Raw genomic sequence first — 25,759 nt, forward strand, 5'->3', positions numbered from 1 at the left:
CGGGCCGTCGCGGGGGGAACTACATGCATCGCGCCTCCGTCACTCGGTGTGCAGGAGGCTACGGATCGCGCGGCCCGGGTGGTTCAGTCTCGCCGCGCGCCCGCCGCTCGTCGACGGCACGAAACGGCAGAGCCCGCCTGGTCGACGTCGACCAGGCGGGCTCTGCGTCCCCTACCGCTCAGAGGTCACTGCCCGAGCGCCCAGGCCTCCACGTTCCACAGCGGCCCGCTCTGGCTGGCGTTGTTGCGGACGTTCTCCAGCGAGCTGTCGTACGCCAGCAGGGTCGGCTTCTGGTAGAGCGGGATGGTCGCCATCTGGTCCCACAGCAACGCGTCCACCGCGTTGGCGTCGGCCGCCTGCTGGGTCCGGTCCTGGTCCGAGGCCACCTTGTCGAGCAGCGCGTCGATCTCGGCCGTCCCGGCACGCGAGACGTTCTGGCCGAAGCCGCGCGCCGGCGACTGGTAGGACGGCAGCATGCTGGTCGCGAACGGCGAGCCGGTCGAGGCGAACAGCGCGATCTGGAACCCGCCGGCGACGACCGACGTCGGCGTGTCCGGACCGCTGAACAGGTCGGGGTTCGGGTTGAAGGTCACCTCGATGCCGGCCTGCGCGAGCTGCTGCGCCATGACCGTGATGGTGGTCTCCCGCAGGGCGTTGCCCGGGGTGGTGTCGATGCGGAAGGACAGCCGCTGGTCGCCCTTGGCGTACACACCGTCGTCCCCGAGGACGTAGCCGGACTGCTCCAGCAGCGCCTTGGCGCCCGCGACGTCCTGGGTCGCGTACTCCGCCGGCGCGTTGTCGCGGTACTGCGGCTGGTTGTTGACGTACAGGTGGTTGTCGAGCACCTGGGCGTCCGGCGAGATCTGGCCGACGGTCTGGTCGACGATCTCCTGCCGGTCCAGCGCCATGGCGAAGGCCCGCCGGACGTTCACGTCGGCCAGCTGCGGGTCCTGCGTGTTGAAGTCCAGGTGCTCGAACGACAGCCCGAAGGTGCTCTCGCTGGTGACGTCGGGCGCCAGGGCGTCGATCCGCTCGATCAGGTCGAGCTGCGGCTGCGGGCGGATGACGTCGAGCTCGCCGTTCTCCAGCCCCAGGGCCTGCACGTCCGGGTCGGCGCCGACGACGCGGACGATCAGCCGGCTCAGCCCCGGCGCGGCGCCCCAGTACCCGGGGTTCGGCGTGAGGACGGCGGTCTGGCCGGCGGCGTCGATGCTGCCGCTGTCCAGCTGCCACGGGCCGCCGGAGATGTCCTCGGGCAGGCCGTCGGCGGTGGCCCAGCCGGCGTCGAAGGTGGCGCACTGCTCGACGGGGTCCGGATCCGCCATGAGGTGGGCCGGCAGCAGCGGCTGCGCGCCGGAGAACAGGCTCTGCCAGTCCGAGAACGGCGTGGCGTAGGTGACGGTGACGGTCTTGCCGTCGTCCGAGCCGGTGACGCCGCTGATGTTCTCCACACCGGTCGTGCTCATGTTGCCGGCGCAGCCGCCCTGGTCGGTGCTGGTGCTGACGTGCCAGGTGTAGGCGAAGTCGTCGGCGCTGATCGGGGTGCCGTCGCTCCAGACCGCGTCCGGGTTCAGGTGGTAGACCGTGGTCTGCAGCCCGTTCACCAGGGTGTTCTGCGGCTCGTCCGCGAGCAGTTCGCGGTCGTACTCCACGGTGTAGTCGGGCTGGACGATGAACACCGACGGCAGCACGCGGCCGAGCAGGTCCTGCACCGTCGTGGTGTTCCCCGCGGCGATGTAGGGGAAGAGGTTCTCCGGCCAGGCGTCGGCGACGCCGTACGTGGCGGAGCCGCCGGCCGCGGGCGCCTGCGCGGCGCCGGCACAGCCGGACAGCACCGTGATCCCCGCCGCGGCGGCGAGCGCGAGCGCCGTGGCGCGCGTCGCCGTCCCGCGACGGCGCGACGCGAGGTCGGCAGTGCGCTGTTGGTGCTTCGGAAGTACGTGCATCGTGAGTTCGGCGCTCCTGTGCTTCTGGGGACGGCGGTCGGTGCCGGTCCGAGGGGCCGCGTCGGCACGGGGCACTGCGGCCGCCGACGCACCGGAAGCACCTTCGGCACGTTCGTGGCAGCCCTTGAGTCCGAACGCCCGCATGTCGCGCACGCAACAGTGCCGGTCGCCGTCCACGGCAGCGCCGGCGGGGCGACGCCGCCGTCACGCTCCGGTGACGGCAGAGCTGGCACCCTTGCGTTCCGGCACTTCTCGTAACCCGATCTCCTCGCCGGGCCTGGGACGCCGGTCGTGTGACGAATTCTGGAATGTCGATTCACAGAAGGAGTCGAGATGCCAAGGGACTGGGTTCGCCGGAAGAGCGGCGGGCGATACATCTGTTGCACACTGCCGACTCAAGGTTGCTATCGCGCTCACCTTTCCGCGCCCCCGGGCAACGATCTTCTCGAGGCGACGGCCAGTGAGATCAATCAAGTCCTGGAGGGAGTCGCCCAGAACAACCCGGATCCCACCCAGGAGCTGGCGATAGTGCGAGAGTATGACGCGACGGGCGAGGGTGAGCTCTGGCTTGTCTGGATCGATACGGACATGGACATCGCCACGCCGTACGACACCAGTGGCTAGATCAAGGGCGACAGCTTGCCCAGTTTCGTGGATCGACAGTGCGAAAGCTCCCGACTGATCGGCGGACGGCGCAGGAATGCTGAGGACCCCGCATGGATGCTCAAAGCGTCAGCATCGCGGGCGGTGTCATCAGCACGGCCATCGCGGCGCTCGGCCTGCTCCTGGTCTGGTATCGGAAGGATGAGCGCAAGGGAAAGAGCAGGGGCGGCGAGTCACGGAGCCAACTGCAAGCCCGCGCGCGCATCAGGCTACGGGTAGCAATCGGTGCAGGCGTCGGCATCACCTGCCTGACGGCCCTCGGCGTCCTGTTCACGGTGACGTCGGGCTCCGGCCAGAGCACGGAAATCACGCAGACGCAGGCGACACTTACGCGACATCAGTATCAGGACAGAGTCAGTCGGCTGTGCCTGGATGCGAAAGAAGAAGCGCGACGGCTTGAGGAGTTGGACGCCGAGGACACTCTGTTCGGCGCGGCCATCAAGATCGAGGAAGACGAAGTCGACGGCATCGAGGCGCTATCGCCGCCCCACGAGCTCAAGGCAATGCATGATCGGATGATCGCTGTCTGGGACCGCCGGATCAGTCTCCTGGAATCCACGTACAGTCGATTGGATGAGCTGAGCGACGACGAGCTCATGGATCAATTGGCAACGACCGACGAACTGGCCGAGCAATTGACGGGGTTGTTCCAGTCATTGAGCGTTCCGGAGTGCGTCATGTAACAGGGAGCTCCTCGGAGAGACGGCTCCGCCGGTTTCTCGAGCCGCCTGGTCACCAGCCGAGCGCGGCGGCCACCCCGACGCCGACGAGGGAGACGCCGGCCACCCGCTGGGACCACACCCCGACGGCGGGACGGCGCACACCGGCCACCGCCGCGCAGGCCGCCCAGGCCAGGACGGCGAACCAGGCCATGGCAACGGCGACGTCGATGCCGGAGAGCAGCAGCGTCCACCCCAGGACGTCCTGACCTGGGGGCACGAACTGGGGCACGCCGGCGAGGTAGAACATCCCGATCTTGGGATTGAGCAGGTCGCTGAGCAGCCCGGTGGCGAAGGCGGGGCCGAGTCCGCCGCGCACGGCGGCGTGCACCTCGGCCACGGCCGGTCGCGCCCGCCGCAGCAGCGGCGCGAGCAGCGGCACCGCCCCCAGGACGACGAGGTAGGCGGCGCCCGCGAACCGGATCCCGTCGTACACCGCCGGCGACCGGGACAGCACGCCGGCCAGGCCGATGCCGGTGGCCGCGCCCCAGGCGAGGGAGCCCGCGGCGATGCCGGCGGCCGTCGCCGCGGCCAGGCGGGGGCCGCCGCGCACCGCGCTGCCGACCACGAGGACGTCGTCCGGCCCCGGGGTGATCGACATGACCAGCGCCAGCAGCGCGAAGCCCCACAGCTGCCCCACGCCGGTACGGAGCCCGCCGGCGGGGCCGGTGATACGGCGGCGTCAGACCACGGCGCCGACCTGGTTCGCATCGGGGGCGGCGGGCTCCCGGTCCTCGGACCGCTCGGCGCGCCGGGCGGCGAGCCGGGCGAGGTGCCAATCGGTGCAGTCGGGGCAGCTGGCCACCCAGGTCGAGCGGCTGTGCCGGTAGCAGGTGGAGCGATCGGACATGGTGGTGCTTCTTCTTCCTGATCGTCGAGCGACCCTCGCTCAACCCCGACCGGTGTTCGCTGCTTCCCCGGCCGACGGATGAGTTGCGTCGCACTCCGCGGTCTTCACCTGCAGCCGACGGGACGGCGATGATGGCCTCCGCCCGCTTCCCCCGCGGCGACCGACCGACCCACCGATCGCTCGAGGAGCCCGCGATGTCCGTCCAGCTGAACCCGTACCTGAGCTTCCGCGACAACGCCCGCGCGGCGATGGAGTTCTACCGCTCGGTCTTCGGCGGCTCCCTGCAGATCTCGACGTTCAAGGAGTTCCAGGCCTCGCAGAACCCGGCGGAGGACGACCTGGTCATGCACGCGCAGCTCGAGGGCGACAACGGCGTCACCTTCATGGGCTCCGACACCCCGAGCTCGATGGAGTACCGGCCGACGAGCGGCTTCAGCATGTCGCTCTCCGGGGACGACGAGGCGCTGCTCTCCGGCTGGTTCGACCGGCTCGCCGACGGCGGCACGGTCGCCATGCCGCTGGAGAAGGCGCCGTGGGGCGACCGGTTCGGGATGTGCGTCGACCGGTTCGGCGTCAGCTGGCTGGTGAACATCTCCGGTCAGGCCGGCTGACCGGAGCGGGCCAGCCGCGAAGCGTCAGGCGGCGGCGCGGTGGCGGCCGGTCGGCTTTCCCGACGAGGACCAGCCGCTGGCCAGCGCGGCGATCGCCGCCATCGCCTCTTCGTAGATGCGCTCGTGCGACTCGGCCGGCGCCTCCGCGGCGGCCACGGGAGCGGCCTGCGCCTCGGCACGGGCGGGCTGCGGCTCGGTCGCCGTGGCCAGCGTGAGCGCCACGGTGGGGTGGGCGGAACCGGCGCCCGTGCCGGGGACCGGGATGCGAGGAAGTGCCTGCGTGTCTCCGGGAGTCGTCACGGACTCCCTATCGGCGCAGGCGGCCCCTCCCGTGACCGGGAGGGGCGGGGATCAGCGGGCCAGCAGGGCGGCGACGACGTCGGCGTCGAGGGCGTGCGCCGCCACGGCCGCGGCCGGGTCGGTCCGGACGGCGAAGGCCACGGACACCGCCTGGGCGACCACCGCGCGGCCACCCACCCCGGCGGGCAGGAAGTTCGCCGCCGCGAGGCGCGGACGGGCGACGGGGGCGAGGGTGGCGGTGGTCTCCATGACGGGTGCTCCTGGAAGTCGGCTGGCCGGGTCCGTCCCGGTCACCGATGACTCTGCGGGCCCTCCCGCAGGGCCCCCGCGAGGAAACCGCACGATCACCGCAAGACCGCCCGCCTCACCCGCACGGGTGACCGCGGCGCCCTTCCCGGCCGGTTGCGCTCGTGCCGGGTGCCCTTCCCGCCGTTGATGCCGTGGACGAGCACAGGCGAGGAGGTGAGGACGTGCGGATCTCGTTCGTGGTGTATGGGCTGCTCTACGTCCTGGCCGAGCTCGTCATCGCGCGGCTCGATGAGATCGGCTGGCCTCGGCTGACCGCGCTCGACATCGCCACCGCCGTCGCCAACGGGATCCTGACGGTGGCCATCGGCGTCGCCGTCCTCGTCGCCCTGGACCTGCTCGGCCGGCGCTGGCGCCGCTCGATGCTGGCCTGGCACCGGGAGCGCGCCCGCCTGGCCGCCGAGGCGGCGTACGAGCCGATCACCGTGCAGGCGTGGCGCCCGGAGCCCCGGGCACTGCCCGCGTCGCCGGCGTCCTTCGCCGGACCCGACTACGCCGGCCGTGCCGCCGACGGCACGCTCCCCCTCTACGTCCCCTCCGAGATCCTCGACCGGGACGGCCGCCTCCTGTAGTCCCGGCGCGAACGGCCGCCGAGCTGCCCGGTTCGGCCAGGATGACGCCCATGAGGTACCTGATGTCCTACCGCGCCGTGGACGACTTCCTGCCGCTGGCCCAGGCCAACTACCAGGGCCACCGGGCGCGGCTGGACGAGTTCCACGAGCGCGGGGTCCTGTTGCTCGCCGGCCCGCTCGACGAGCCGGGCAACGGCGACGCCATCGGGGTCTTCACCACCCGCGAGGCCGCGGAGGAGTTCATCGCCGGCGACCCGTTCGTGGTCAACGGCGTCGTGGCGGAGTGGTCGATCCGGCCGTGGAACGAGGTGCTCCAACCCGGGGGCTGAGCGTCGCCGCGGCGCAATCTGCGGATTTCCCGGAGTCCGATGCCCTCATTCCCCGCTGGGTACGGCTAGGGTTCTCCCCGTCGGGAAGGCTCTGCGCAATGGCAGGACCCCGATGCAGTACCTCAGCTAGGAGCAGGGAATGCCCGAAGGAACAGTGAAGTGGTTCAACGCGGAGAAGGGGTTCGGCTTCGCCACCCCTGACGGTGGTGGACCGGACGTCTTCGTCCACTACTCGTCCATCCAGACCAGCGGGTACCGCTCGCTCGACGAGGGCCAGCGCATCTCGTTCGACATCGAGCAGGGCCAGAAGGGCCCGCAGGCGGCGAACGTTCAGCCTCTCTGATCTTCTCCGTTCACGACAGCGCCCCCGTCCGGTTCGCCGGGCGGGGGCGCTGTCGTGTGCGGGTCCTCAGCGCCGCCGGGGCACGTAGCCACCGATCAGCGCGGCCATGAGCAGGGCGCCGTCATCTGGGCCGAGCGCTCCCGCGGCGTCGGCCAGGGCGTGCCACCGCTGCCGCTCGACGTCGGTCGGTGCGTTCTCCGCCCGGGCGGCGAGCTGCTCGAGCAGCCGGTCCCACTCCCCCTGCGGCGTCGGCCAGAGCCCCGCCAGCCGCCGCGCCTCGGCCGAGATGCCGGTGAACCGGACGATCTCGCCGGCGTAGTTGGTCAGCGCCTCGACGTAGCCCGCCGAGACGAGGGCGCGCGCCGCGGCGACGACGTCGGCCTTCGCCAGGCCGCTGGCCGGCACGACCTGCCCCAGGTACGGGGCGCCGCCGTGCGCCGGCGCGTCGACGAGCCGGGCGATCGCCCGCAGCACCGGCAGGTCGCGGGTGAACCAGACGTCGTCCAGGGGCTGCTGCACGGTCACCGGCCCAGTCTCCCGGTCCCGCATCCCGGCACCTCCCGGCAGGTGGCGCGGCCGCCGTACGGTGAGGTCATGACCGCATCCGCAGAGCAGCAGCCCCGGGTCAGCAAGTCCGACGAGGAGTGGCGGGCACAGCTCTCCCCGGAGGAGTACGCCGTCCTCCGGCAGGCCGGCACCGAGCGGCCGTGGACCGGCGAGTACGTCGACACCAAGACCGTCGGGGTCTACAGCTGCCGGGCCTGCGGCGCCGAGCTGTTCCGGTCGGACACCAAGTTCGACTCGCACTGCGGCTGGCCGTCGTTCTGGGAGCCGTCGGCGGGCGACAACGTGATCCTCCGCGAGGACCGCGGCCACGGGATGGTCCGCACCGAGGTGCTGTGCGGCGCCTGCCACAGCCACCTCGGCCACGTCTTCGACGACGCCCCGCAGACGCCGACCGGCGACCGCTACTGCATCAACTCGGTGAGCATCCGGCTCGAGCCCGCCGAGGGCTGAGCGGGGTGCGGGAGCGCAGGAAGCCTGCGCTCCCGCACCCCGACTACGGCAGGTCGGCCACCAGCTCGGCCACCGGCTTGCGGACGCCGGTGTAGAACGGCACCTCCTCGCGGACGTGCCGGCGCGCGGTCGCGGCCCGCAGCTCGCGCATGAGGTCGACGATGCGGTGCAGCTCGTCGGCCTCGAAGGCGAGCATCCACTCGTAGTCGCCGAGGGCGAACGCGGCGACCGTGTTGGCCCGGACGTCGGGGTAGCCGCGGGCCATCTTCCCGTGCTCGGCGAGCATGAACCGGCGCTCCTCGTCGGGCAGCAGGTACCACTCGTAGGAGCGCACGAACGGGTACACGCAGACGAAGCGGCGCGGCTCCTCGTCGGCGAGGAACGCCGGGATGTGGCTCTTGTTGAACTCCGCCGGCCGGTGCAGCGCCATCTGCGACCACACCGGCTCGAGCCGGCGGCCCAGGGCGGTGCGGCGCAGCCGGCCGTAGGCCTCCTGCAGGGCCTCCGCCGACGACGCGTGCCACCAGACCATCAGGTCGGCGTCGGCCCGCAGCCCCGACACGTCGTAGGTCCCGCGGACGACGACGTCCTTGCCGGCCAGCTCGTCGATCAGGGCCTGCGCCTCGTCGACGGCGGCCGAGCGCTGCTCCTCCCCGAACGGGCGCGCCACCCGGAAGACCGACCACATCGTGTAGCGGATGGCCGCGTTGAGCTCGTTCGCCCGCTTGCCGATGCTGCGTTCCCCGGTCTGCTCACCCGTCTGCTGCTCGCTCATGGGCTCATTGTCCCTCGCACCGCCGGCGGTCCCGGCGGCGCTCAGAGCAGGGCGTCGACCGCGTGCCGCGCGTCGCGGATGCAGGCGGGGACGCCCACCCCGCGGAACGCGGCGCCGGCGATCGCCAGCCCGGGCCGCTCGCTCACCGCGGCGCGCACCGCGTCCACCCGCGCCTGGTGCCCCACCAGGTACTGCGGGATGCCGCCGCCCCAGCGGACCAGCCGCGTCTCGACCGGTTCTGGCCGCACGAGCTGCAGCAGGTCGGCGACGTCCGCGACGACGGCGGCGGTGAGGTCGTCGTCCCCGCGCTGGAGCTCCGACTCGTCCCGGAACCGGCCGACCGAGGCGCGCACGAGCAGCACCTCGCCGGCCAGGTGCGGCCACTTCGCCGACGAGACGGTGACGCCCTTCACCAGCCGGCCGGTGACCGGCGGCACCAGCAGGCCGGAGCCGGCGGCGACCTCCTGCGCGGGGAACGCCATCGCCACCACGGCCGTCGACGCGTAGGGGATGCCGCGCAGCGGCTCGACCGCGTCCGGCACGGCGCCTGCCAGCAGCCGGGCGGCCTTCGCGGCGGGGGCGGTGACGAGGACGGCGTCGGCGGTCAGGGCCTGCGGCGCGGCGGCCGGGCCGACCGCGAGTTCCCAACCGGCCGCCGCGGTCTTCCGCAGCGCGTGCGCCGGCGTGCCCAGCCGCACCGTCGCGCGGGCCGCGGCGACCAGGGCGGCCGGCAGCGCGCCGATGCCGTCGCGGACCGTGGCGAACACCGGCCCGTCGTCGTCCCCGCGGCTGCGGGCACCGGCGTCGCGGGCCGCGGCCGCCGCGGCGAGCACCGACCCGGTGTCCGACAGCTGCGCCGCCAGGGCCGGCATCGTCGCGACCAGGGAGAGCTCGTCGGCCCGCCCGGCGTAGACGCCGCCGAGCAGCGGCTCGACGAGGCGGTCGACGACCTCGTCGCCGAGCCGCTCGCGCAGCAGCCCGCCCACGGCCACGTCGCCGTCCAGCCGGACCGGCGGCAGGCCGGCCTCGGCGGCCACCCGGGCGACGCCGTCCGGAGAGAGGAAGCCGGCCAGCCCCTCGGTCGAGGCCGGGACGCCGAGCACGGTGCCGGCCGGCAGCGGGTGCCGCCCGTCGGGCAGGACGACGGAGGCCTGCGTGGTGGCCGGCGCGACCAGCTGGTCGCCCAGGCCGAGCGCCTCGACCAGCTCCACCGCCTCGGGGACGCGGGCGAGCATCGCCTCCGGGCCGGTGTCGTACCAGTGCCCGGCCAGCTCGACGCGGTGCAGCTTGCCGCCGATCCGGTCGCCGGCCTCCAGGACGACGATCTCGTCGTCCGGACAGCGCCGCCGCCACTCGAACGCGGCGGCCAGGCCGGTGATGCCGGCGCCGACGACGGCCAGCCTCATCGGGCGGACAGCTCGTGGACCAGCTCGACGACGTGGGTGAGCACGCCGGGGTCGGTCTCGGGCAGGACGCCGTGGCCCAGGTTGAAGATGTGCCCCCGCGCGGCGCGGCCCTGCTCGACCACCCGGCGCACCTCGCGGTCGACCGTCGCCCGGTCGGCGAGCAGCACCGCGGGGTCGAGGTTGCCCTGCAGCGACCGGCCGGGGCCGACCCGGCGGGCCGCCTCGTCCAGCGGCACCCGCCAGTCGACGCCGACGACGTCCGCGCCGGCGTCGCCGATCAGCGGGAGCAGCTCCCCGGTGCCGACGCCGAAGTGGATCCGCGGCACGTCCCGGTCACCGAGGCCGTCGAACACCGCGCGGGAGTGCGGCAGCACCCGCTCGGCGTAGTCGGCGGCCGAGAGCACGCCGGCCCAGCTGTCGAACAGCTGCACGGCCGCGGCGCCGGCGTCGACCTGGGCGCGCAGGAACGTCGCCGCCGAGACGGCCAGCCGGTCGAGCAGCCGCGACCAGGCCTCCGGCTCGGCGTACATGAACGCCTTCGTGCGGGCGTGCTCCTTGGAGGGCCCGCCCTCGATCAGGTACGTGGCCAGGGTGAACGGCGCGCCGGCGAACCCGATCAGCGGCGTGGGACCGAGCTCGGCGACCAGCCGGCGGACGGCGGTCTCGAGGAAGTCCAGGCGCTCGGGCTCCAGCGGCGGCAGCGCGTCGACGTCGGCGACCGACCGGACCGGCTCGGCCACGACCGGGCCGACGCCCGGCTTGATCTCGATGTCGACGCCGGCCACGACCAGCGGCAGCACGATGTCGGAGAAGAGGATCGCGGCGTCCACCCCGTGCCGGCGCACCGGCTGCAGGGTGATCTCGGTGACCAGGTCCGGGTCCTGGCAGGACTCGAGCATCGCCGTCCCGGCGCGCAGCGCGCGGTACTCGGGCAGCGACCGCCCGGCCTGGCGCATGAACCAGACCGGGGTGCGGTCCACCGGCAGCCCCCGGGCGGCGCGGACGAGGTCGGAGTCGGCAGCGGCGGCGCTGTCGGGCACGGCGTTCACGACCGCCGAGTCTCCCAGACGGCGACACCACACCCTCCGCGACCAGGCAATTACGGAAGGAAGCGGGCTGGCCGCGTGCGGCGTGGCGGGCGCACGGACGCCGTTCGCGCCCTACCCTGCGTGCGTGGAGCCGCACAGCCTGGCCGGCAGCGGGGACGCGGCCGGCGGGGAGCCGCCCGCGGCGTTCCGGGCCGCCCTCGATGCCATGGCGACCGTACGCCCGCGCCCGGAGATCGTGCTCGAGCACATCCCCGCACCGCAACGGCTGGCGCCATGGGCGCACGCGCTGGGCGCCCAGGTGTACGAGCCGGACGGCGACGACGAGGTCGAGGTCGCCAGCGGCCGGTTCATCGTGCTGTTCGACCCGAACGGCCACCAGGCGTGGGACGGCACGACGCGCTGCGTCGGATACGTCTCGGCGGTCACGGACGAGACCATGGTCGACGACACCATGTTCTCCGAGGTGGCCTGGAGCTGGCTGACCGACGCCCTGGGCGAGGCCGGCGCGGGGCACCACGCGGTCGGCGGAACGGTCACCCGGACGGCGTCCACCCGCTTCGGCGACCTGGCCGGACCGGAGCACTCCGTGGAGGTCGAGATCCGCGCCTCCTGGACGGCGGAGGACAACAGCGCCCTCGACCGGCACCTGTCCGCCTTCCTGGAGGTGCTGGGCACCGCGGCCGGCCTCCCGCCCCCAGGGGTGAGGTTGCTGGATCCCTCCGGCCGCGACGACGGCGAGACTCTCTAACATCGGACGAGCCAGCGGAGTCCCTCCGCTGAGCCGGTGAGCCCTCTTCCCTGTCCGCTGCGGTGCGACCGCACGGGTGCGGGCCGCCTCGCCGGCCTGGTCGACCGCGACATCCGCGAGAAGGTGGACGAGCTCTGAGCACCGAGCCCACTCCGGCGCCGGAGGAGGACGCGCCTCCCGCGACTCCCCTGCTCGCCCCCCGCGAGGGGTTGCCGCCGGTCATCGAGACGTCCACGCAGCTGGTCGACTACGCCGAGGCGCTGGCGGCGGGGTCCGGGCCGGTCGCCGTCGACGCCGAGCGCGCCTCCGGCTACCGCTACGGCCAGCGGGCCTACCTCGTGCAGCTGCGCCGCACCGGCTCCGGCACCGGCCTGATCGACCCGGTGCCGCTGCCGGACCTCTCCGCCGTCCAGGCCGCGATCGCCGACGCCGAGTGGGTGCTGCACGCGGCCAACCAGGACCTGCCCTGCCTGGCCGAGATCGGCCTGGTCCCGAAGCAGATCTTCGACACCGAGCTCGCCGCCCGGCTGGCCGGCCTGCCGCGGGTCGGGCTCGGCGCCGTCGTCGAGTCCCTGCTCGGGTTCTCGCTGCAGAAGGGGCACTCCGCGGCCGACTGGAGCACCCGCCCGCTGCCGGAGGAGTGGCTGATCTACGCCGCGCTGGACGTCGAGGTGCTCGTCGACCTGCGCGACGCGCTCGCCGCGATCCTCGAGGAGCAGGGCAAGACCGAGTGGGCGCGGCAGGAGTTCGAGGCGATCCTCGCCGCGGGGCCGCCCGCGCCCAAGCCCGACCCGTGGCGGCGGACCTCCGGCGTCCACGGGCTGCGCAACCGCCGGCAGCTGGGGATGCTGCGGGCGCTGTGGCAGGCCCGCGACGACCTCGCCCGGCGGCGCGACATCGCCCCCGGCCGGGTCCTGCCCGACTCGGCGATGGTCTCCGCCGTCCAGGCCGACCCCAGGACCGAGGCGGCGCTGCTGGAGCTGCCCGTCTTCCGCGGGCGGGCCAACCGCCGGCTGGTCGGCACCTGGTTCGGCGCCCTGGCCCGCGGCCGGGCGTTGCCGGAGTCGGAGCTGCCCGTGCAGAGCCGCCCCGGGGACGGGCCGCCGCCGGTCAACCGCTGGGCCGACCGCGACCCGGCCGCGGCGGCCCGGCTGCAGCTGGCCCGCGCGGGGCTGGCGAAGCTGTCGGAGCACTGGCACGTGCCGGTCGAGAACCTGCTCTCCCCCGACCTGGTCCGGCGGCTGATGTGGACCCCGCCCGAGCCCCGGTCCCCTGACGCGGTGGCCGAGGCGCTGCGCGGCGGCGGCGCGCGCGAGTGGCAGGTCGAGCTGACCCGCGACCTGCTCACCGAGGCGGCCACCGCCGCCTGAGGCCCGGGTCCCCGAGCGTGGTACCCGGAGGTACCACGAGGTAGCTTGGGGTCCGCCCCCTTTTGGGGGGTCGCTCATGGCCCGTCCGGGCGTTCCGGCGGACCATGGTGAGAGCGCACCCTCGACGTGCTGCGTGGTCCAGGGAAGGGCCGTTGCGCCGCACAGCACACGGGGCACGAGAGCGAGGGCCAGTGATCAAGGTCATGATCGTCGAGGACAACGACCTCGTACGGGATGCCCTGGTCGATCTGCTCAACGGAACGGCCGGGGTCACGGTCGTGGCCGAGTGCTGTGACGGCACCGGCGTGCTCGAGAAGGCGCGCGCGACCCAGCCCGACGTCGTGGTCATGGACATCGTGATGCCGAAGATGGACGGCCTCGAGGCCGCCCGCGTGCTGCTCACCGAGGAGCCCGGATCGCGGATCGTGGTGCTCACCGGCAGCCTGACAGTCGACCACGTGCGGCAGGCCCACGCCCTCGGCGCGGCCGGCTTCCTGCTCAAGGACGGCGACCCGAGCGAGCTGTCCGAAGCGATCCGCCTGGTGGCCCAGGGCGGCAGCGCCTGGAGCCCGCCGGCCCGGGCCTACCTGCCGCAGGACTGACCGCCCGCGCACGTCCCTTCACCGCGCACAACCGGTAGGCTGCCCGCGGTGACGACGCGACCGGACGGCGGCGTCCTGATCGGGTGATCTTCCCGGGAGGGCCCGCGCCGCGAGCCGGTCGCACAGATACTGCGCGAGGCCGCAGGCTGCGGCGGGGGCGGAGCCGTGTGAGGAAACGCATGCCACGGAGGCGACTGGGGCTGCCGGCCTTCCGCCGCGGTGGTGCCCTGCGTCGCGAACTCGTCGCCTTCGTCGCCGTCGCACTGGTCGTGCTCTTCGCCGTCGCGGCCATCACGATCCTGATCACCGAGAAGCTCGCCCGCGACAGCGCACGGCACGAGGCGGAGGTCAGCACCAGCCGCATGGCCCAGTTCCTCGTCGAGCCGCTGCTGGACAACTATCTCAACGGTGAGCTGGAGGACAAGCGCGACCTCGACCAGATCGTCAACATCCGGATGCGCGACCGCAGCATCACCGAGGTCTACGTCTGGAACGCCGAGGGCACGATCCTCTACTCGAGCGACAGGAGCCGGATCGGCACCCGGGTCCCGCCCACGCCCGAGCTGCTGGCCGCCATCGACGGGGACGTCACGTCCGACATCGACGACGACCCCGAGGTCGACGATGCCGACCTGCACGCCGAGCCGCAGCTCGAGGTGTACACCCCGATCAAGGCGGGCGGGCAGGACCTGGCCTTCGAGGCGTACTTCAGCACGGGGATGATCGAGGAGGACGCGGCGCTCCTGCGGCAGCGCACCCTGCCCCTGGCCCTCGGGACGCTCGTCGTCCTCCAGGTCCTGCAGTTCCCCATCGCCGCGTCCATGGCCCGGCGCCTCAGCCGTCAGCAGGCCGAGCGGACCGATCTCGTCCAGCGGAACCTGGCCGCCTCCGACCGCGAGCGGCGCAGCATCGCCGCCGACCTGCACGACGGCCCGGTGCAGGACCTCGCGGGGGTGAGCTACGGGCTGTCGGCCCTGAAACCGAGCCTGCCCGAACGGCAGCAGGCCACGGTGGACCGCATGGTGACGGCCACCCGCCGGGCCGTCGCCTCGCTGCGCCGGCTGATGGTCGACATCTACCCGCCCGACCTGAGCGGTCCGGGCCTGGCCGAGGCGCTCCGGGGGCTCGGCAGCGAGCTGATGGACGAGCAGGGACTCCTGGTGGAGGTCGACGCGGAGCCGTTGCCCCCCATGTCGTCGGCCTCGGCGGCGATCGTCTACCGCACCGCCAAGGAGGCGCTGGCCAACGTCGTCAAGCACGCCAAGGCGCGCACGGTGCTGATCCGGCTGCGCGGGGCGGAGCTCGACGGATCCCCGGCCGTGCGGCTCACCGTGGAGGACGACGGCGTGGGCCTGCCCATCGCACCCGACGAGGACGCCGACGAGGTCGTCGAGCAGGCCGGCGAGGGGCACTTCGGGCTGCGGCTGGTGCGCGAGCGGGTCACCGAGGCCGGCGGCACCTTCAGGCTCTCCAATCGGGAGGAGGGCGGCGCCGCGCTGGAGGCCGTCCTCCCCGTCGGGGACGTCGGCGAGGAGTCCTGACCGCCGGCCTCGGTGGTCGGGCGTAGCCGGGAGACACTCCGGCCCCCACCGCGGACGCGGCAGGGGCCGGAGTGGTGCGGGGCGGCGACCGATGGCCGCTCACCCCCGTGCGCGGCCTAACGGCCGGTGGTGAAGCTCCACGACGTGTTGGTCAGCGGGTTGCCCGACCCGTCGCGGATCGCCGTGCCGCCCCCGGTGAGGACGACGGTGTAGCGGGTGTTCGCGGCCAGCGTCGCGGACGGGTCGAGGATCCACTGGTTGGTGGTCCCGTTCCGCGTCACGACGCCGGTGACGGTCGCCCCCGTGGCCGCGTTCCGCAGGGTGAACGTCGTCGCGGAGACACCGGTGACCGCCTCGCTGAACGTCGCGGTGATGTTGCCCGTGCGGCTGACGTTGAAGGCGCCCGCGGCCGGGGTCCGCGTCGTCACCGTCGGCGCCGGGCCGGTGGTGAACGTCCACGTGGTGGCCGCCAGCGGGTTGCCCCCGGCGTCCCGGATCGCGGTGGCCCCGCCGGTCAGCGTCACCGTGTAGCGGGTGTCGTTGGCCAGGTTCGCCGTCGGGTTCAGCGTGGCGACGCGGGTGGTGGCGCTGTAGGTGACCGCCGCGGGGACCGTCGTCCCGGCCGCGTTCTTCAGCGTGACCGTCGTCCCGGAGACCCCGGTGACGTTCTCGCTGAAGGTCGCGGTGATGTTGTTCGCCACCGGGACGGTGACGGCGTTCGCGGCCGGCGTCCGCGCGGTGACCGTGGGCGCCGGGCCGGTGAGGAAGGACCAGCTGACCGTGGCCAGCGCCGCCCCCGCCGTGTCCCGGATCGCCGTCGTCCCGCCGGTCAGCGTCGCCGTGTAGCGGGTGTCGTTGGCCAGGCTCGCCGTCGGGTTCAGCGTGACGACGCGGGTGGTGGCGTTGTAGCCGACCGCCGCGGCGACCGTCGTCCCGGCCGCGTTCTTCAGCGTGACCGTCGTCCCGGAGATCCCGGTGACGGCCTCGCTGAAGGTGGCGGTCACGTCCGAGGTCACGCCCACCCCGGTGGCGTCCGCCGCGGGGGTCCGGGCGGTCACCGTCGGCGGGGTGTTCGCGGGAGCCACCGTGGTGAAGGTCCAGCTTCCGGTGGGAAAGGCGTTGCCCGCCATGTCCCGGATCGCCTGGGCCCCGCCGGTGAGCGTGGCCGTGTAGGAGGTGCCGGCGACGAGGTTCGCCGTCGGGTCCAGCGTGGCCACCCGGGTGGCGGCGTCGTAGCCCACCGTGGCGGCGATGTCCGTGGTGCTGCCCGCCGCCCGCAGGACGAACGTCGTCCCGCTGACACCCTGCACGCTCTCGTTGAAGGTCGCGGTGACGTTGTCGGTCATCGCCACCCCGGTCGCGTTCAGCTGCGGTGCCCGGGCGGTGATCGTCGGGGCCGTGGTGTCCGCGGGCGCCGCGGTGGTGAAGCTCCAGCTGAGGTCGGCCAGCTGGTTGCCCGCCGCGTCCTGGATCCCCGTCGGACCGCCGCTCAGCGTGGCCGTGTACCGGGTGTTGGCGGCCAGGTCAGCCGTCGGGTCCAATGTCGCCGTCTGGGCGGTCGCGTTGTACGTGACCGCCGCCGTGACGGCGGTGCCGTTGGCCGCCCGCAGGACGAACGTCGTCCCGCTGACGCCCTGGACGGTCTCACTGAAGGTCGCGGTGACGCTGTTCGCCACAGCCACGTTCGTCGCGTCCGGTGCCGGCGCCTGCCCGGTGACCGTCGGCGCCGCGGTGTCCGGCGGCGCCGCGGTGGTGAAGCTCCAGCTCAGGGTGGTCAGCGGGTTGCCCGCCGCGTCCCGGATCGCCGTCGCCCCGCCGGTCAGCTCGACCGTGTAGTCGGTGCTGAACGCCAGGTCGGCGTCCGGGTTGAGGACCCACTGGTCATTGGGCCCGGTCACCGTCGCAGGGATCGTCGTCCCCGCCTTGTCGATCAGGGTGAAGCTGTCCTTGTCGACGCCCTGCACGCCCTCGCTGAACGTCGCGGTCACGTCGGTCGCCACGTCCACGCCGGTGGAGTTCGCCGTCGGGTTCCGGACGGTGACCGCCGGCGCGGTGGTGTCCGGCGGCGCCGCGGTGGTGAAGCTCCAGCTGGTCTTGGCCAGCGGGTTGCCCGCCGCGTCCTGGATCGGCGTCGGACCGTCGCTCAGCGTCGCCGTGTAGACGGTGCTGGCGGTCAGGTTCTCCGCCGGGTTCAGCGTCGCCGTCCTGGTGGTCGCGTCGTAGCTGACCGCCGCCGAGACGGCGGTGCCGTCGGCAGCCTTCAGCGTGACGGTCCGGTCGCCGACGCCCTGGACGTCCTCGCTGAACGTCGCGGTCACGTCGGTCGCCACCGCCACGTCCGTCGCGTCGGCGGCCGGGGTCTGCCCGGTCACCGTCGGAGCCGCGGTGTCCGCGGGCGCCGCGGACGTCCTGAAGCTCCAGCCGAGGGTGGTCAGCGGGTTGCCGGCCGTGTCCCGGATCGCCGTGGCCCCGCCGGTCAGCGTGGCCGTGTACTGGGTGTCGGCGGCCAGGTCGCCCGCCGGGTTCAGCGTCGCCGTCCGGGTGGCCGCGTCGTAGGCGACCGCCGCGGGAACGGCGGTGCCGTCGGCAGCCTTCAGCGTGACGGTCTGGTCGCCGACGCCCTGCACGTCCTCGCTGAACGTCGCGGTCACGTCGGTCGCCACCGCCACGTCCGTCGCGTCGGCGGCCGGGGTCTGCCCGGTCACGGTCGGAACCGCGGTGTCCGGCGACGCAGTGGTCGTGAAGCTCCAGCTGGTGTCCTGGGCCAGCGGGTTGCCCGTCGCATCCCGGATCGCCGTGGTCAGCGTGGCCGTGTAGGTGGTGCTGAACGCCAGCTCGGCGTCCGGCTTGAGGACCCACTGGTTGGAGCTGCCGGTCCGGGTCACGGTGCCGGGGAGCGTCGCCCCGTTCGCGTCCTTCAGGGTGAAGCTCGCCTTGTCGACGCCCTGCACGCCCTCGCTGAACGTGGCGGTCACGTCGGTCGCCACCGCCACGTCCTTGGCGTCGGTGTCAGGGGTACGAACGGTCACCGTCGGCACCGCCGTGTCCTGGGCCACCTTGCCCCACAGGAAGAAGAGGTCCGTCTCGGCGCAGTCCGTGATCTCGCCGGGGACGTCCGGGCACGCATCCGTCGCGGTCGGGTTGATGCCCGGCCCCTCGACGCGGACCTTGTTGAAGCCGCTCGGCGAACCCGTCACCTTGTGCGCGGTGGTGTCGCCGTCGCCGATGTAGCCCGCCGGCGGAGCGCCGGTCGCCGCGCCGTAGGTGTCCCAGGTCAGGAAGTGGGCGATCCGGCCGTCCAGCGCACGGGCGAAGTCGCCCTCGACCACGGTGGTCTCGGTCCGGCAGGAGTTGTTGCGCATCTCGCCGTTGGCGTCGGCGGTGCAGCTCAGCGGACCGTACGGATCGGTGATCTTGTACTCGGCGCCCGGCGTCAGGCCGCCCTTCTGCGCGGCGATCTGGGTGCGCAGGAACGTCGCCTCCGTGCCCGGGCCGTCCGCCGTGTACGCCGCCTCGAGGGCGTTGTGCACGGTGATCGGACCCACGTCGGCGTCGGCCGCGTAGTAGAACGCCTCGGCGTCACCGCCGGCCGCGTGCACGTCCTGGATGAGCTCCGGGCCGGAGAGGCAGTTCGGCGCTCCGTCCTGGCACATGGCCAGGCTCAGCGCGTTGGCGTCCGTGTAGTACGTGGGGAAGTTGCTGGCCGGGTCGATCGGGCCGAACGACTTCAGCCCCGTGTCCGGAAACGGCGCGGCCGTGGTGAAGCTCCAGACGACGTCGGGCAGCGTGGTGCCGGCCGCGTCCTTGACTCCCCTCAGCGTGGCCGTGTACTTCGTGCTGGTCGCCAGGTTGGCGGTCGGGTCCAGCGTGGCCGTCTTCGAGGCGGCGTCGTAGGTGACGGCCGCGGGGATGTCGCTGCTGGCACCGTCGGCCCGCAGCGTGAAGTTCGCCGTGGACACCGGCTGCACGTCCGCGGCGAAGGTCGCCGTGACGTTCGTCGCCGTCGTCACGTTCGTCGAGTTGCCCGCGGGGGTCGTCACGGTCTCACCGGCCGTGTCCCGGATCTTGCCCTGGAGGAGGAACTGGTCGGTCTGCACGCAGTTGTTGACGGTGGTGCCGTCCGCGTTGCGGCAGGTGCCGGTCAGCAGCGGGCCCTCGACACGGAAGGCGTTGAAGTTGGTCGGCGAGCCGACGACCTTGCGCGTCGTGTTCTGGTCACCGAGGTAGCCCGCCGGAGGAGCCGGCGACGTGGGGTCCGAGGTCAGGAACGGGCCGATGCGGCCACCCAGCGGTCGGTTGAACTCCCCCGCCACCGGTGTGGTCTCGACGCGGCAGCCGTTGGCGTCGATCTCGCCGTTCTCGTCCGCGGTGCAGGTGAAGGTGCCGTAGGGGTCGGTGACCTTGTAGACGGCGTTCGGCTGCAGGCCGCCGTCCCTCGCGCGCACCTGGGTGCGCATGAAGACCTGCTCCTGGCCCGGCCCGTCCGCCGCGTATGCCGCCTCCAGGGCGTCGTGCAGCTGGAAGACGGCGCCCCCGGCGTTGTAGGTGAGCTCGGAGTCGACGGCGTAGTAGAACGCCTCGGCGTCACCGCCGGCCGCGTGCACGTCCTGGATGAGCTCCGGGCCGGACAGGCAGTTCGGCGCTCCGTCCTGGCACAGCTCCAGGCTGAGTCCCTTGGCGTCCGTGTAGTACGTGGGGAACTTGTTGACCGGGTCGATCGGCCCGAACGAGGAGAGAGCCGCGGAGGCGGACGGCGCGAAGACCGCGCTCACGCCCACGACCGTGATCACGGCGAGCAGGCCGGCGAGGACGCGGGCGAGTCCCCGCGACCGCGCCGGCCGGAAGGTGGCTGGTGGCTCTGCGCCCTTTCCGACCCACTCCGATGTCGAGTGCACGAAGTTCCCCCCTCAGCCCGGAGACGACCCCGAGCGCGATGACCATGAGGGCGGTGACAAGGACCGCCCGGTTCAGCTTCCGGCCCGCATCGCGCGGCATCGATCCCCAAAGGCAGCGTCGGGGGCTCCCCCAATCGGGGGATGCGGCGCAGTTCCTCTCGCCTTACTGACAGGTAACTTGTAGTGGCCCCCCGTTCCGGAGCGGGGCGTGGCCACGATCAGCTCAGGTGATCGCAGCAGGTCCTCCCTCACCGTGCGCAGCGAGGGAGGACCCGCTGCGGTGAGCTAGGAGGCCGCCGGCTGGGAGAAGGCCGCGCCGGTCTCCAACAGGGTCTTGAGGTCGCTGAGCACCCACGGCCAGCCGCCGCCGCCCATGCCGCCGAACTCGTTGTCGCCGGACGTCATCGCGTACAGCGTCGTCATGCCGGCCAGCTCGTGCGTCACGGTGAGCCGGCAGACGCCGTCCTCCCCCGGGCCCTCGATCTCGTAGGTGAGGCGGCTGAAGCCCTCGGCCGCCGCCGTCGGGTCCATGAGCATCCGCCAGGTCTGCACCAGCCTTCGCGGCGGGTCGACCTCGATCACCTCGCCGTCGACGATCACGTCGGGACACGGGAAGCCCATCTCCGCCGACGCCGCCTTCATCTCCTCGGTCGCGAACGACCGGAAGGCGCCTCCGGCCCGCAGGTCGTACTCGGCCGGCGCCGAGTAGCCGTAGCGGCCGTTCCACTCGGGGTCGGTGATCGCCTGCCAGATGCGCTCCGGCGTGGCCCGGATGTAGACGCGGTGCACCTGCGTCGTCGTGGCGCGCTCGGTCGAGACCGTCTCAGTGCTCGTCATGGTCGCTCTCCAGCTCGTGCTTGAGGTCGATGAGCGCCGCGACGTGGCGCTCCGTGTACTTGTCGATCCACCGGTCGTGGATCTCGCGGATCGGCACGGGGTTGAGGAAGTGCAGCTTCTCCCGCCCCTGCCGCCGGGTGACGACGAGGTTGGCCTCCTCGAGGACCCGCAGGTGCTTCATCACGCCGTAGCGCGTCATCTCCAGCTGCGACTCGAGCTCGGTCAGCGTCCGGCCGTCGCGGGCGAACAGCAGGTCGAGCAGGAACCGGCGCGTCGGATCGGCCAGCGCCTTGAACACGCGGTCGTCGTCCGCCACACGACGAAGATAGGTGACCAAAAAGTCACATGTCAACGGCGGGCGGGTGCCAGGCTCGGCGGCATGCGGCTGACCGAGCAGATGAAAAGGGTGGTCGCCGAGCAGAGCCTCGGCTTCGTGGCCACGGTGCGGCCGGACGGGACGCCGGCGCTGTCACCGAAGGGCACGACGCGGGTGTGGGACGACGGCCGGCTCGTGTTCCTGCACATCCACTCCCCCGGCACGGTGGCCAACCTGGCGGTCAACCCGGCGGTCGAGGTGAACGTGGTCGACCCGATCCGGCGCAAGGGGTGGCGGTTCGCCGGCCGGGGCACCGTGCACACCAGCGGGCCGGTGTTCGAGGAGGTGCTGGTCTGGTACGCCCGGCCCGCCTCCGCGCCGGCGGCGCAGGCCGTGGTGGTGATCGACGTCGAGCGCGCGGAGGAGCTGGTCTCACCGGCCTACGACGACGGCACCCCCGAGGAGGTCATCGCCGAACGGTGGCGCCGCCGGCACCTCAGCGGAACTTCGCCGTGAGGTTGCTCATCGTGCGCTGGACCGAGGCGATCTTGACGTGCGACAGCCCGCCGTTGGCGCCCGCCAGCAGCATCGCCTCGTGGGCGGCGCGCAGGGTGTCCCAGACCGCGTCGGCCTCGCCCTCGAGCGTCGTGCCGAGGGCCCCGACCTCGTAGCGCAGGCCGGAGCCCGCGATCACCTCGATCGCGGCCTCCACGTGGGCGTGCGGGTTGTCCGGGGTCCCCGGCGGCGAGGGCGCCACCTGGATCTCGGCGATCACCCACTCCCCCGATGTGTCGGTCACGTCTGGCCCTCGACCGGCGCGCCCTGGACGGCGCGCGGCGCGCCCTCGGCCCGCTCGGTGAGCACCGCCGTCCACTCGGCGATGCGCCGGGCGACGTCCTGCTCGGTGAGCCCGGCGTCGGCCAGCACCTGGCCGCGGCTGCCGTGCGCGAAGAACTGCTGCGGCAGGCCCAGGGCCCGCACCGGGACGTCGATCTGCCGGTCCTGCAGCGCCTGGGTCAGCGTCGTCCCGACCCCGCCGGCCCGGCCGCCGTCCTCGACGGTGACCACGAGCCGGTAGCCGGCGGCCTGGTCGACCAGCTTGGCCGACACCGGCAGCACCCAGCGCGGGTCGACGACGGTGACCTCGATGCCGTGGTCGGCGGCCCGCTCGGCGGCGGCCAGGCAGACCGGCGCCATCGAGCCGACGGCGACCAGCAGGACGTCGTTGCGCGCTCCCCGGCGAAGGACGTCGACCGGGCCGCGCCGCTCCAGGGCCGGGATGTCCGGCGGCAGCGAGCCCTTCGGGAAGCGGACGACGGTGGGCCCGTCGGCCACCTCGACGGCCTCGCGCAGCTCCTCGCGCAGGGTCGCCTCGTCGCGTGGCGCGGCCAGCCGCAGCCCCGGGACGACGGAGAGGATCGACATGTCCCACATGCCGTTGTGCGAGGCGCCGTCGTCCCCGGTGACCCCGGCGCGGTCGAGGACGACGGTGACCGGCTGCCGGTGCAGCGCGACGTCCATGAGCAGCTGGTCGAACGCCCGGTTGAGGAACGTCGAGTAGACCGCGACGACCGGGTGCAGGCCGCCCATCCCCAGCCCCGCGGCCGAGGTCAGCGCGTGCTGCTCGGCGATGCCGACGTCGAAGGTCCGCTCGGGGAACCGCTCGGCGAACGGCGCCAGCCCGGTCGGGTGCAGCATGGCCGCGGTGATCGCGACGACGTCGGGCCGCTCGGCGCCGATGCGGACCAGCTCGTCGGCGAAGGCGTCGGTCCACGCCAGGCCGGCCTTGCGGGCGCTGGTGCCGCTGTCGGGGTCGAAGACGCCGGTGGCGTGCCAGGCGTCGATCTGGTCGGTCTCGGCCGGCGGGTAGCCGAAGCCCTTCGTGGTGACGGCGTGCACGATCACCGGGCGGCCGAACGAGCGGGCCCGGCGCAGCGCCGACTCCATGGCCTCGATGTCGTGCCCGTCGACCGGGCCGACGTACTTCAGCCCGAGGTCCTCGAACATGCCCTGCGGCGACAGGACGTCCTTGAGGCCCTTCTTGATCGCGTGCAGCGCGTCGTAGAGCGCCGGGCCGACCACCGGGGCCTTGTGCAGCGCCTGGCGGACGGCGAGCAGCGCCTGCTCGTAGCCGGGGCGCAGCCGCAGGGTGGCCAGCGCGTCGGCGACTCCGCCGATCGTCGGCGAGTAGGAGCGGCCGTTGTCGTTGACGACGATGACGACCGGGCGGTCCTGGGCGGCCGCGATGTTGTTCAGCGCCTCCCAGGACATCCCGCCGGTGAGCGCGCCGTCGCCGACGACCGCCACGACCGGCCGCTGGTCGCCGCGGATGGCGAAGGCCTTGGCCAGGCCGTCGGCGTAGGACAGCGCCGTCGAGGCGTGGCTGTTCTCGATCCAGTCGTGCTCGCTCTCGGTGCGGCTGGGGTAGCCGGAGAGCCCGTCGCGCTGGCGCAGCCGGTCGAAGGCGTCGACCCGGCCGGTGAGCATCTTGTGCACGTAGGCCTGGTGGCCGGTGTCGAAGACGATCGGCTCGCGCGGGGAGTCGAACACGCGGTGCAGGGCGATGGTCAGCTCGACCGCGCCCAGGTTGGGGCCCAGGTGGCCACCGGTCTTGGCGACGCTGTTCACCAGCGCGTCCCGGATCTCGGCCGCGAGGAAGGGGAGCTGGTCGGCGGCCAGCGCCCGGAGGTCGGCGGGACCCTGGAGCGATCGCAGGAGCGGCACGGCTCGGCGGTGTCCTCTCTCCGTCGGCGGCAGGGCGGCTCGGGGAACCCGGCTCGGGAAGACGGCCGCCGACCCACTGTAGCCGCGACCGCGAGCGCGCTCAGGCTGAGCGCCGTCGCGGCGGCGTCGCTACGCGAAGAGGTGCGGCAGGTAGATCGGCCAGGCGAACATCCACACGGTCAGCCCGGCGAGGACGGCGGCGGCCGCGAGCAGCCGCCACGGCGGAGCCGGAACGCGGGGCCGCCCGACCCGGCTGAGGGCCAGGGTCGCCAGCGCCGCGACGGCGGCCAGCGCCCACCAGCGGCGGTAGTCGATGCCGGAGGCCGAGAGCAGCAGCGCCGCGATCGTGTACCAGCCCAGCGCGGCGAGGAACACCCGCCTGCGGAGCGATCCGCCGAGCAGGGCCCACACCAGCCAGACGGTCAGGCCGAACACCGCGCCCCACAGCAGGGTCAGGACGACATCGGTCAGCGGGTCGGTGAGCCGGTAGTAGGTGACGAAGTTCTCGACGAACCCGTACTTGAGCCGCGACACCGAGTCGTGGTCGACGACGACGAGCGTGGGCGGGGGCGCCCCCGCGGCGTTCGCCGCGGCCAGCGCCTCGTCGATGGTCCGCGCCGGGGCCCGCAGCAGCGCGCTGAGCGCGGCCACGAGGACCGCCGGCAGCAGCGCTCCGGCGATCAGCGGCCACCGGTGCGGGAGCCGGCGGTGCAGGGCCAGCGCGGCCACGGGGAGGACGACGACGACCAGGAACTCCTCGGTCGCCGCCGCGGTCGCCGTCAGGCCACGACGGCCGCCAGGACGGCCCAGACGGGCAGCCGCCGCCACGGGAGGCAGGCGAGCGCGACCAGGACGAGGACGCCGACGGTGTCGGTGCGGCCGACGTCCCGGACGTAGAGCGAGGCGGTCAGCGGCGTCCCCACGACGACGGCGGCGACGCCGATCCGGCCCGCCCAGCCCTCGGCGCGCCGAGCGAGGACGACGGCGAGCACGCAGACCGCGAGCACGGCGGCCACGGCGAGCCCCACCCCGGCCAGCCGCACCAGCCGGTAGCCCGGGTCCGCGCCGCCGCTGAGCCAGTGCAGGACCTGACCGGGCAGCGCCCGGCGCACGAACCCGTGCTCGTAGGACAGCCAGTACTGGCGGACGACGTAGGGGCTCATCGGATGCGGCGAGAAGGCCCGCACCGCGAACGGCCGCACCTGCGGCAGGAGCGTGTACGCGGCGGCGCCGGCGGTCAGGACGGCGACCGGCCACCGCGCCCAGGAGCGTCCAGCGGGCGGTCCGGCCGGATCCGCGGGCACCGCGGCCCTCGCCGGCGACTCCTGCATGTGCAGCACGTCCTCCATGAAAGCCGCCCCGCGGGCTTCCGCGGGAGCCCGACGCGAACGCCCCGCCCCACCGGACCCGGGTGGCCCAGCCTTCCCTCCCGCCTACAGCCGCGGGACCCAGCGCTCTCCCCGCAGCGCGCTCGCGACCACCTCGATCCCCCGGGCGGCGGCGGCCAGCCGGGTGCCCTCCCGCTCGTAGGCGGTGATCGCCGCCTCCATGGCGTCGGCGGGCAGCTGGTCGGCGAGCTCCACGCGCACCGTCCGCCAGCCCTTGCGGGCCGCCTCGAGCCCCGCGTCGACGTGGTCGCCGGCGAAGCGGGCGAGCAGCACCGGGTAGCGGCGCAGCACCTCGTGCGCGCGGTAGTCCGGCGGCACCAGGTCGAACAGCCACGCGACCGCCGTCCGCTCCCAGTCGGGAGCACCGGGCGGCCGGACCTCCTCGGGCCAGCCGGGGGGCACCGTCGCGTCCACGGAGCTCACGATGCACCCGCCCACCGACGGGCCTGCGC

General features: G+C 73.4%; 28 protein-coding genes. 11 read left to right on the forward strand and 17 right to left on the reverse strand.

Features of this window, described 5'->3' with window-relative positions:
- Positions 1-185 precede the first annotated feature (185 nt).
- Positions 186-1,946: an ABC transporter family substrate-binding protein gene (locus AB3388_RS18310; protein WP_495406742.1), complete on the reverse strand. Its 1,761-nt coding sequence runs from the start codon at positions 1,944-1,946 to the stop codon at positions 186-188.
- A gap of 716 nt (positions 1,947-2,662) precedes the next feature.
- Here AB3388_RS18310 and AB3388_RS18315 point away from each other — a divergent pair.
- Positions 2,663-3,292: a hypothetical protein gene (locus tag AB3388_RS18315; protein ID WP_495406743.1), complete on the forward strand. Its 630-nt coding sequence runs from the start codon at positions 2,663-2,665 to the stop codon at positions 3,290-3,292.
- Between the two features lie 49 nt (positions 3,293-3,341).
- On the opposite strand, the gene AB3388_RS18320 is transcribed toward AB3388_RS18315, so the two are convergent.
- Entirely contained in the window at positions 3,342-3,968 is a 627-nt protein-coding gene (locus AB3388_RS18320; RefSeq protein ID WP_495406744.1) for a LysE family translocator, read from the reverse strand.
- A 42-nt stretch (positions 3,969-4,010) separates the two neighbouring features.
- Positions 4,011-4,178 carry a hypothetical protein gene (locus AB3388_RS18325; RefSeq protein WP_495406745.1) on the reverse strand — a complete coding sequence of 56 codons (168 nt, stop codon included), beginning with the start codon at positions 4,176-4,178 and terminating at the stop codon, positions 4,011-4,013.
- 194 nt (positions 4,179-4,372) lie between these two features.
- Between AB3388_RS18325 and AB3388_RS18330 the strand changes: the two genes are divergently transcribed.
- Entirely contained in the window at positions 4,373-4,789 is a 417-nt protein-coding gene (locus tag AB3388_RS18330; protein WP_495406746.1) for a VOC family protein, read from the forward strand.
- Between the two features lie 24 nt (positions 4,790-4,813).
- Here the strand turns inward: AB3388_RS18330 and AB3388_RS18335 are convergent, their stop codons facing one another.
- Positions 4,814-5,089 (reverse strand): hypothetical protein, encoded by a 276-nt coding sequence (locus AB3388_RS18335; protein WP_495406747.1) that lies wholly within the window; start codon positions 5,087-5,089, stop codon positions 4,814-4,816.
- Between the two features lie 51 nt (positions 5,090-5,140).
- Positions 5,141-5,338: a hypothetical protein gene (locus AB3388_RS18340; RefSeq protein ID WP_495406748.1), complete on the reverse strand. Its 198-nt coding sequence runs from the start codon at positions 5,336-5,338 to the stop codon at positions 5,141-5,143.
- 221 nt (positions 5,339-5,559) lie between these two features.
- Between AB3388_RS18340 and AB3388_RS18345 the strand changes: the two genes are divergently transcribed.
- From AB3388_RS18345 to AB3388_RS18355, 3 genes are all read left to right on the forward strand, one after another.
- Complete coding sequence (locus AB3388_RS18345; RefSeq protein ID WP_495406749.1) at positions 5,560-5,967, forward strand: hypothetical protein; 408 nt, start codon at positions 5,560-5,562, stop codon at positions 5,965-5,967.
- A 50-nt stretch (positions 5,968-6,017) separates the two neighbouring features.
- Positions 6,018-6,296: a YciI family protein gene (locus AB3388_RS18350; protein ID WP_495406750.1), complete on the forward strand. Its 279-nt coding sequence runs from the start codon at positions 6,018-6,020 to the stop codon at positions 6,294-6,296.
- Between the two features lie 139 nt (positions 6,297-6,435).
- On the forward strand, positions 6,436-6,639 hold the full coding sequence (locus tag AB3388_RS18355; protein WP_448627940.1) for a cold-shock protein: 204 nt from the start codon (positions 6,436-6,438) through the stop codon (positions 6,637-6,639).
- A gap of 66 nt (positions 6,640-6,705) precedes the next feature.
- On the opposite strand, the gene AB3388_RS18360 is transcribed toward AB3388_RS18355, so the two are convergent.
- Positions 6,706-7,164: a hypothetical protein gene (locus tag AB3388_RS18360; RefSeq protein ID WP_495406751.1), complete on the reverse strand. Its 459-nt coding sequence runs from the start codon at positions 7,162-7,164 to the stop codon at positions 6,706-6,708.
- A gap of 69 nt (positions 7,165-7,233) precedes the next feature.
- Between AB3388_RS18360 and msrB the strand changes: the two genes are divergently transcribed.
- On the forward strand, positions 7,234-7,656 hold the full coding sequence (msrB, locus tag AB3388_RS18365; protein WP_495406752.1) for a peptide-methionine (R)-S-oxide reductase MsrB: 423 nt from the start codon (positions 7,234-7,236) through the stop codon (positions 7,654-7,656).
- Positions 7,657-7,699: 43 nt separating this feature from the next.
- On the opposite strand, the gene hemQ is transcribed toward msrB, so the two are convergent.
- The 3 genes from hemQ to hemE are packed head-to-tail and all read right to left on the reverse strand — an operon-like array spanning position 7,700 to position 10,886.
- Positions 7,700-8,431, reverse strand: a complete 732-nt coding sequence (gene hemQ, locus AB3388_RS18370) for a hydrogen peroxide-dependent heme synthase (RefSeq protein WP_495406753.1) — start codon at positions 8,429-8,431, stop codon at positions 7,700-7,702.
- 41 nt (positions 8,432-8,472) lie between these two features.
- Entirely contained in the window at positions 8,473-9,837 is a 1,365-nt protein-coding gene (hemG, locus tag AB3388_RS18375; RefSeq protein ID WP_495406754.1) for a protoporphyrinogen oxidase, read from the reverse strand.
- Positions 9,834-10,886, reverse strand: coding sequence for a uroporphyrinogen decarboxylase (hemE, locus tag AB3388_RS18380; RefSeq protein WP_495406755.1), 1,053 nt, complete (start codon positions 10,884-10,886; stop codon positions 9,834-9,836). The genes hemG and hemE overlap by 4 nt, the downstream gene beginning before the upstream one ends.
- Positions 10,887-11,010: 124 nt before the next feature.
- Here hemE and AB3388_RS18385 point away from each other — a divergent pair, with 124 nt between their 5' ends.
- The 4 genes from AB3388_RS18385 (at position 11,011) to AB3388_RS18400 (ending at position 15,147) form a co-directional block, all read left to right on the forward strand.
- Positions 11,011-11,634, forward strand: coding sequence for a DUF3000 domain-containing protein (locus AB3388_RS18385; RefSeq protein ID WP_495406756.1), 624 nt, complete (start codon positions 11,011-11,013; stop codon positions 11,632-11,634).
- A gap of 209 nt (positions 11,635-11,843) precedes the next feature.
- Entirely contained in the window at positions 11,844-13,004 is a 1,161-nt protein-coding gene (locus AB3388_RS18390) for an HRDC domain-containing protein (RefSeq protein WP_495406757.1), read from the forward strand.
- A gap of 191 nt (positions 13,005-13,195) precedes the next feature.
- Complete coding sequence (locus AB3388_RS18395) at positions 13,196-13,606, forward strand: response regulator (protein ID WP_495406758.1); 411 nt, start codon at positions 13,196-13,198, stop codon at positions 13,604-13,606.
- Between the two features lie 179 nt (positions 13,607-13,785).
- Positions 13,786-15,147, forward strand: coding sequence for a sensor histidine kinase (locus tag AB3388_RS18400; RefSeq protein WP_495406759.1), 1,362 nt, complete (start codon positions 13,786-13,788; stop codon positions 15,145-15,147).
- 116 nt (positions 15,148-15,263) lie between these two features.
- Here AB3388_RS18400 and AB3388_RS18405 read toward each other — a convergent pair whose 3' ends face one another.
- The 3 genes from AB3388_RS18405 to AB3388_RS18415 form a co-directional block, all read right to left on the reverse strand.
- Complete coding sequence (locus AB3388_RS18405) at positions 15,264-19,919, reverse strand: Ig-like domain-containing protein (RefSeq protein WP_495406760.1); 4,656 nt, start codon at positions 19,917-19,919, stop codon at positions 15,264-15,266.
- A gap of 408 nt (positions 19,920-20,327) precedes the next feature.
- Positions 20,328-20,879, reverse strand: a complete 552-nt coding sequence (locus AB3388_RS18410; protein WP_495406761.1) for an SRPBCC domain-containing protein — start codon at positions 20,877-20,879, stop codon at positions 20,328-20,330.
- Complete coding sequence (locus AB3388_RS18415) at positions 20,866-21,195, reverse strand: ArsR/SmtB family transcription factor (protein ID WP_495406762.1); 330 nt, start codon at positions 21,193-21,195, stop codon at positions 20,866-20,868. The genes AB3388_RS18410 and AB3388_RS18415 overlap by 14 nt, the downstream gene beginning before the upstream one ends.
- Before the next feature lie 63 nt (positions 21,196-21,258).
- Here AB3388_RS18415 and AB3388_RS18420 point away from each other — a divergent pair, with 63 nt between their 5' ends.
- Positions 21,259-21,711 carry a pyridoxamine 5'-phosphate oxidase family protein gene (locus AB3388_RS18420; RefSeq protein WP_495406763.1) on the forward strand — a complete coding sequence of 151 codons (453 nt, stop codon included), beginning with the start codon at positions 21,259-21,261 and terminating at the stop codon, positions 21,709-21,711.
- On the opposite strand, the gene AB3388_RS18425 is transcribed toward AB3388_RS18420, so the two are convergent.
- The 5 genes from AB3388_RS18425 to AB3388_RS18445 all read right to left on the reverse strand — a co-directional run bounded on the left by AB3388_RS18425 (position 21,692) and on the right by AB3388_RS18445 (position 25,721).
- Positions 21,692-21,994, reverse strand: a complete 303-nt coding sequence (locus AB3388_RS18425; protein ID WP_495406764.1) for a thiamine-binding protein — start codon at positions 21,992-21,994, stop codon at positions 21,692-21,694. The two genes, AB3388_RS18420 and AB3388_RS18425, sit on opposite strands and share 20 nt — an antisense overlap.
- Entirely contained in the window at positions 21,991-23,919 is a 1,929-nt protein-coding gene (gene dxs, locus AB3388_RS18430) for a 1-deoxy-D-xylulose-5-phosphate synthase (RefSeq protein ID WP_495406765.1), read from the reverse strand. Before dxs ends, AB3388_RS18425 begins: the two co-directional genes overlap by 4 nt.
- A gap of 129 nt (positions 23,920-24,048) precedes the next feature.
- Positions 24,049-24,747 carry a hypothetical protein gene (locus AB3388_RS18435; RefSeq protein WP_495406766.1) on the reverse strand — a complete coding sequence of 233 codons (699 nt, stop codon included), beginning with the start codon at positions 24,745-24,747 and terminating at the stop codon, positions 24,049-24,051.
- Positions 24,699-25,268 (reverse strand): hypothetical protein, encoded by a 570-nt coding sequence (locus AB3388_RS18440; protein ID WP_495406767.1) that lies wholly within the window; start codon positions 25,266-25,268, stop codon positions 24,699-24,701. The genes AB3388_RS18435 and AB3388_RS18440 overlap by 49 nt, the downstream gene beginning before the upstream one ends.
- Positions 25,269-25,352: 84 nt before the next feature.
- The gene (locus AB3388_RS18445; protein ID WP_495406768.1) at positions 25,353-25,721 is read right to left on the reverse strand and encodes a hypothetical protein; all 369 of its coding nucleotides are present in this window, start codon (positions 25,719-25,721) and stop codon (positions 25,353-25,355) included.
- Positions 25,722-25,759: the final 38 nt, after the last annotated feature.

This window comes from Geodermatophilus sp. SMS 5-13 (assembly GCF_059428245.1).

Excerpts from the sequence above, each read along its gene's own strand:
- AB3388_RS18310 (WP_495406742.1), bottom strand. The coding sequence starts at position 1,946 with ATGCACGTACTTCCGAAGCACCAACAGCGCACTGCCGACCTCGCGTCG.
- AB3388_RS18315 (WP_495406743.1), top strand. The coding sequence starts at position 2,663 with ATGGATGCTCAAAGCGTCAGCATCGCGGGCGGTGTCATCAGCACGGCC.
- AB3388_RS18325 (WP_495406745.1), bottom strand. The coding sequence starts at position 4,178 with ATGTCCGATCGCTCCACCTGCTACCGGCACAGCCGCTCGACCTGGGTG.
- AB3388_RS18330 (WP_495406746.1), top strand. The coding sequence starts at position 4,373 with ATGTCCGTCCAGCTGAACCCGTACCTGAGCTTCCGCGACAACGCCCGC.
- AB3388_RS18340 (WP_495406748.1), bottom strand. The coding sequence starts at position 5,338 with ATGGAGACCACCGCCACCCTCGCCCCCGTCGCCCGTCCGCGCCTCGCG.
- AB3388_RS18350 (WP_495406750.1), top strand. The coding sequence starts at position 6,018 with ATGAGGTACCTGATGTCCTACCGCGCCGTGGACGACTTCCTGCCGCTG.
- AB3388_RS18355 (WP_448627940.1), top strand. The coding sequence starts at position 6,436 with ATGCCCGAAGGAACAGTGAAGTGGTTCAACGCGGAGAAGGGGTTCGGC.
- msrB (WP_495406752.1), top strand. The coding sequence starts at position 7,234 with ATGACCGCATCCGCAGAGCAGCAGCCCCGGGTCAGCAAGTCCGACGAG.
- hemQ (WP_495406753.1), bottom strand. The coding sequence starts at position 8,431 with ATGAGCGAGCAGCAGACGGGTGAGCAGACCGGGGAACGCAGCATCGGC.
- hemG (WP_495406754.1), bottom strand. The coding sequence starts at position 9,837 with ATGAGGCTGGCCGTCGTCGGCGCCGGCATCACCGGCCTGGCCGCCGCG.
- AB3388_RS18400 (WP_495406759.1), top strand. The coding sequence starts at position 13,786 with ATGCCACGGAGGCGACTGGGGCTGCCGGCCTTCCGCCGCGGTGGTGCC.
- AB3388_RS18410 (WP_495406761.1), bottom strand. The coding sequence starts at position 20,879 with ATGACGAGCACTGAGACGGTCTCGACCGAGCGCGCCACGACGACGCAG.
- AB3388_RS18420 (WP_495406763.1), top strand. The coding sequence starts at position 21,259 with ATGCGGCTGACCGAGCAGATGAAAAGGGTGGTCGCCGAGCAGAGCCTC.
- AB3388_RS18440 (WP_495406767.1), bottom strand. The coding sequence starts at position 25,268 with ATGGAGGACGTGCTGCACATGCAGGAGTCGCCGGCGAGGGCCGCGGTG.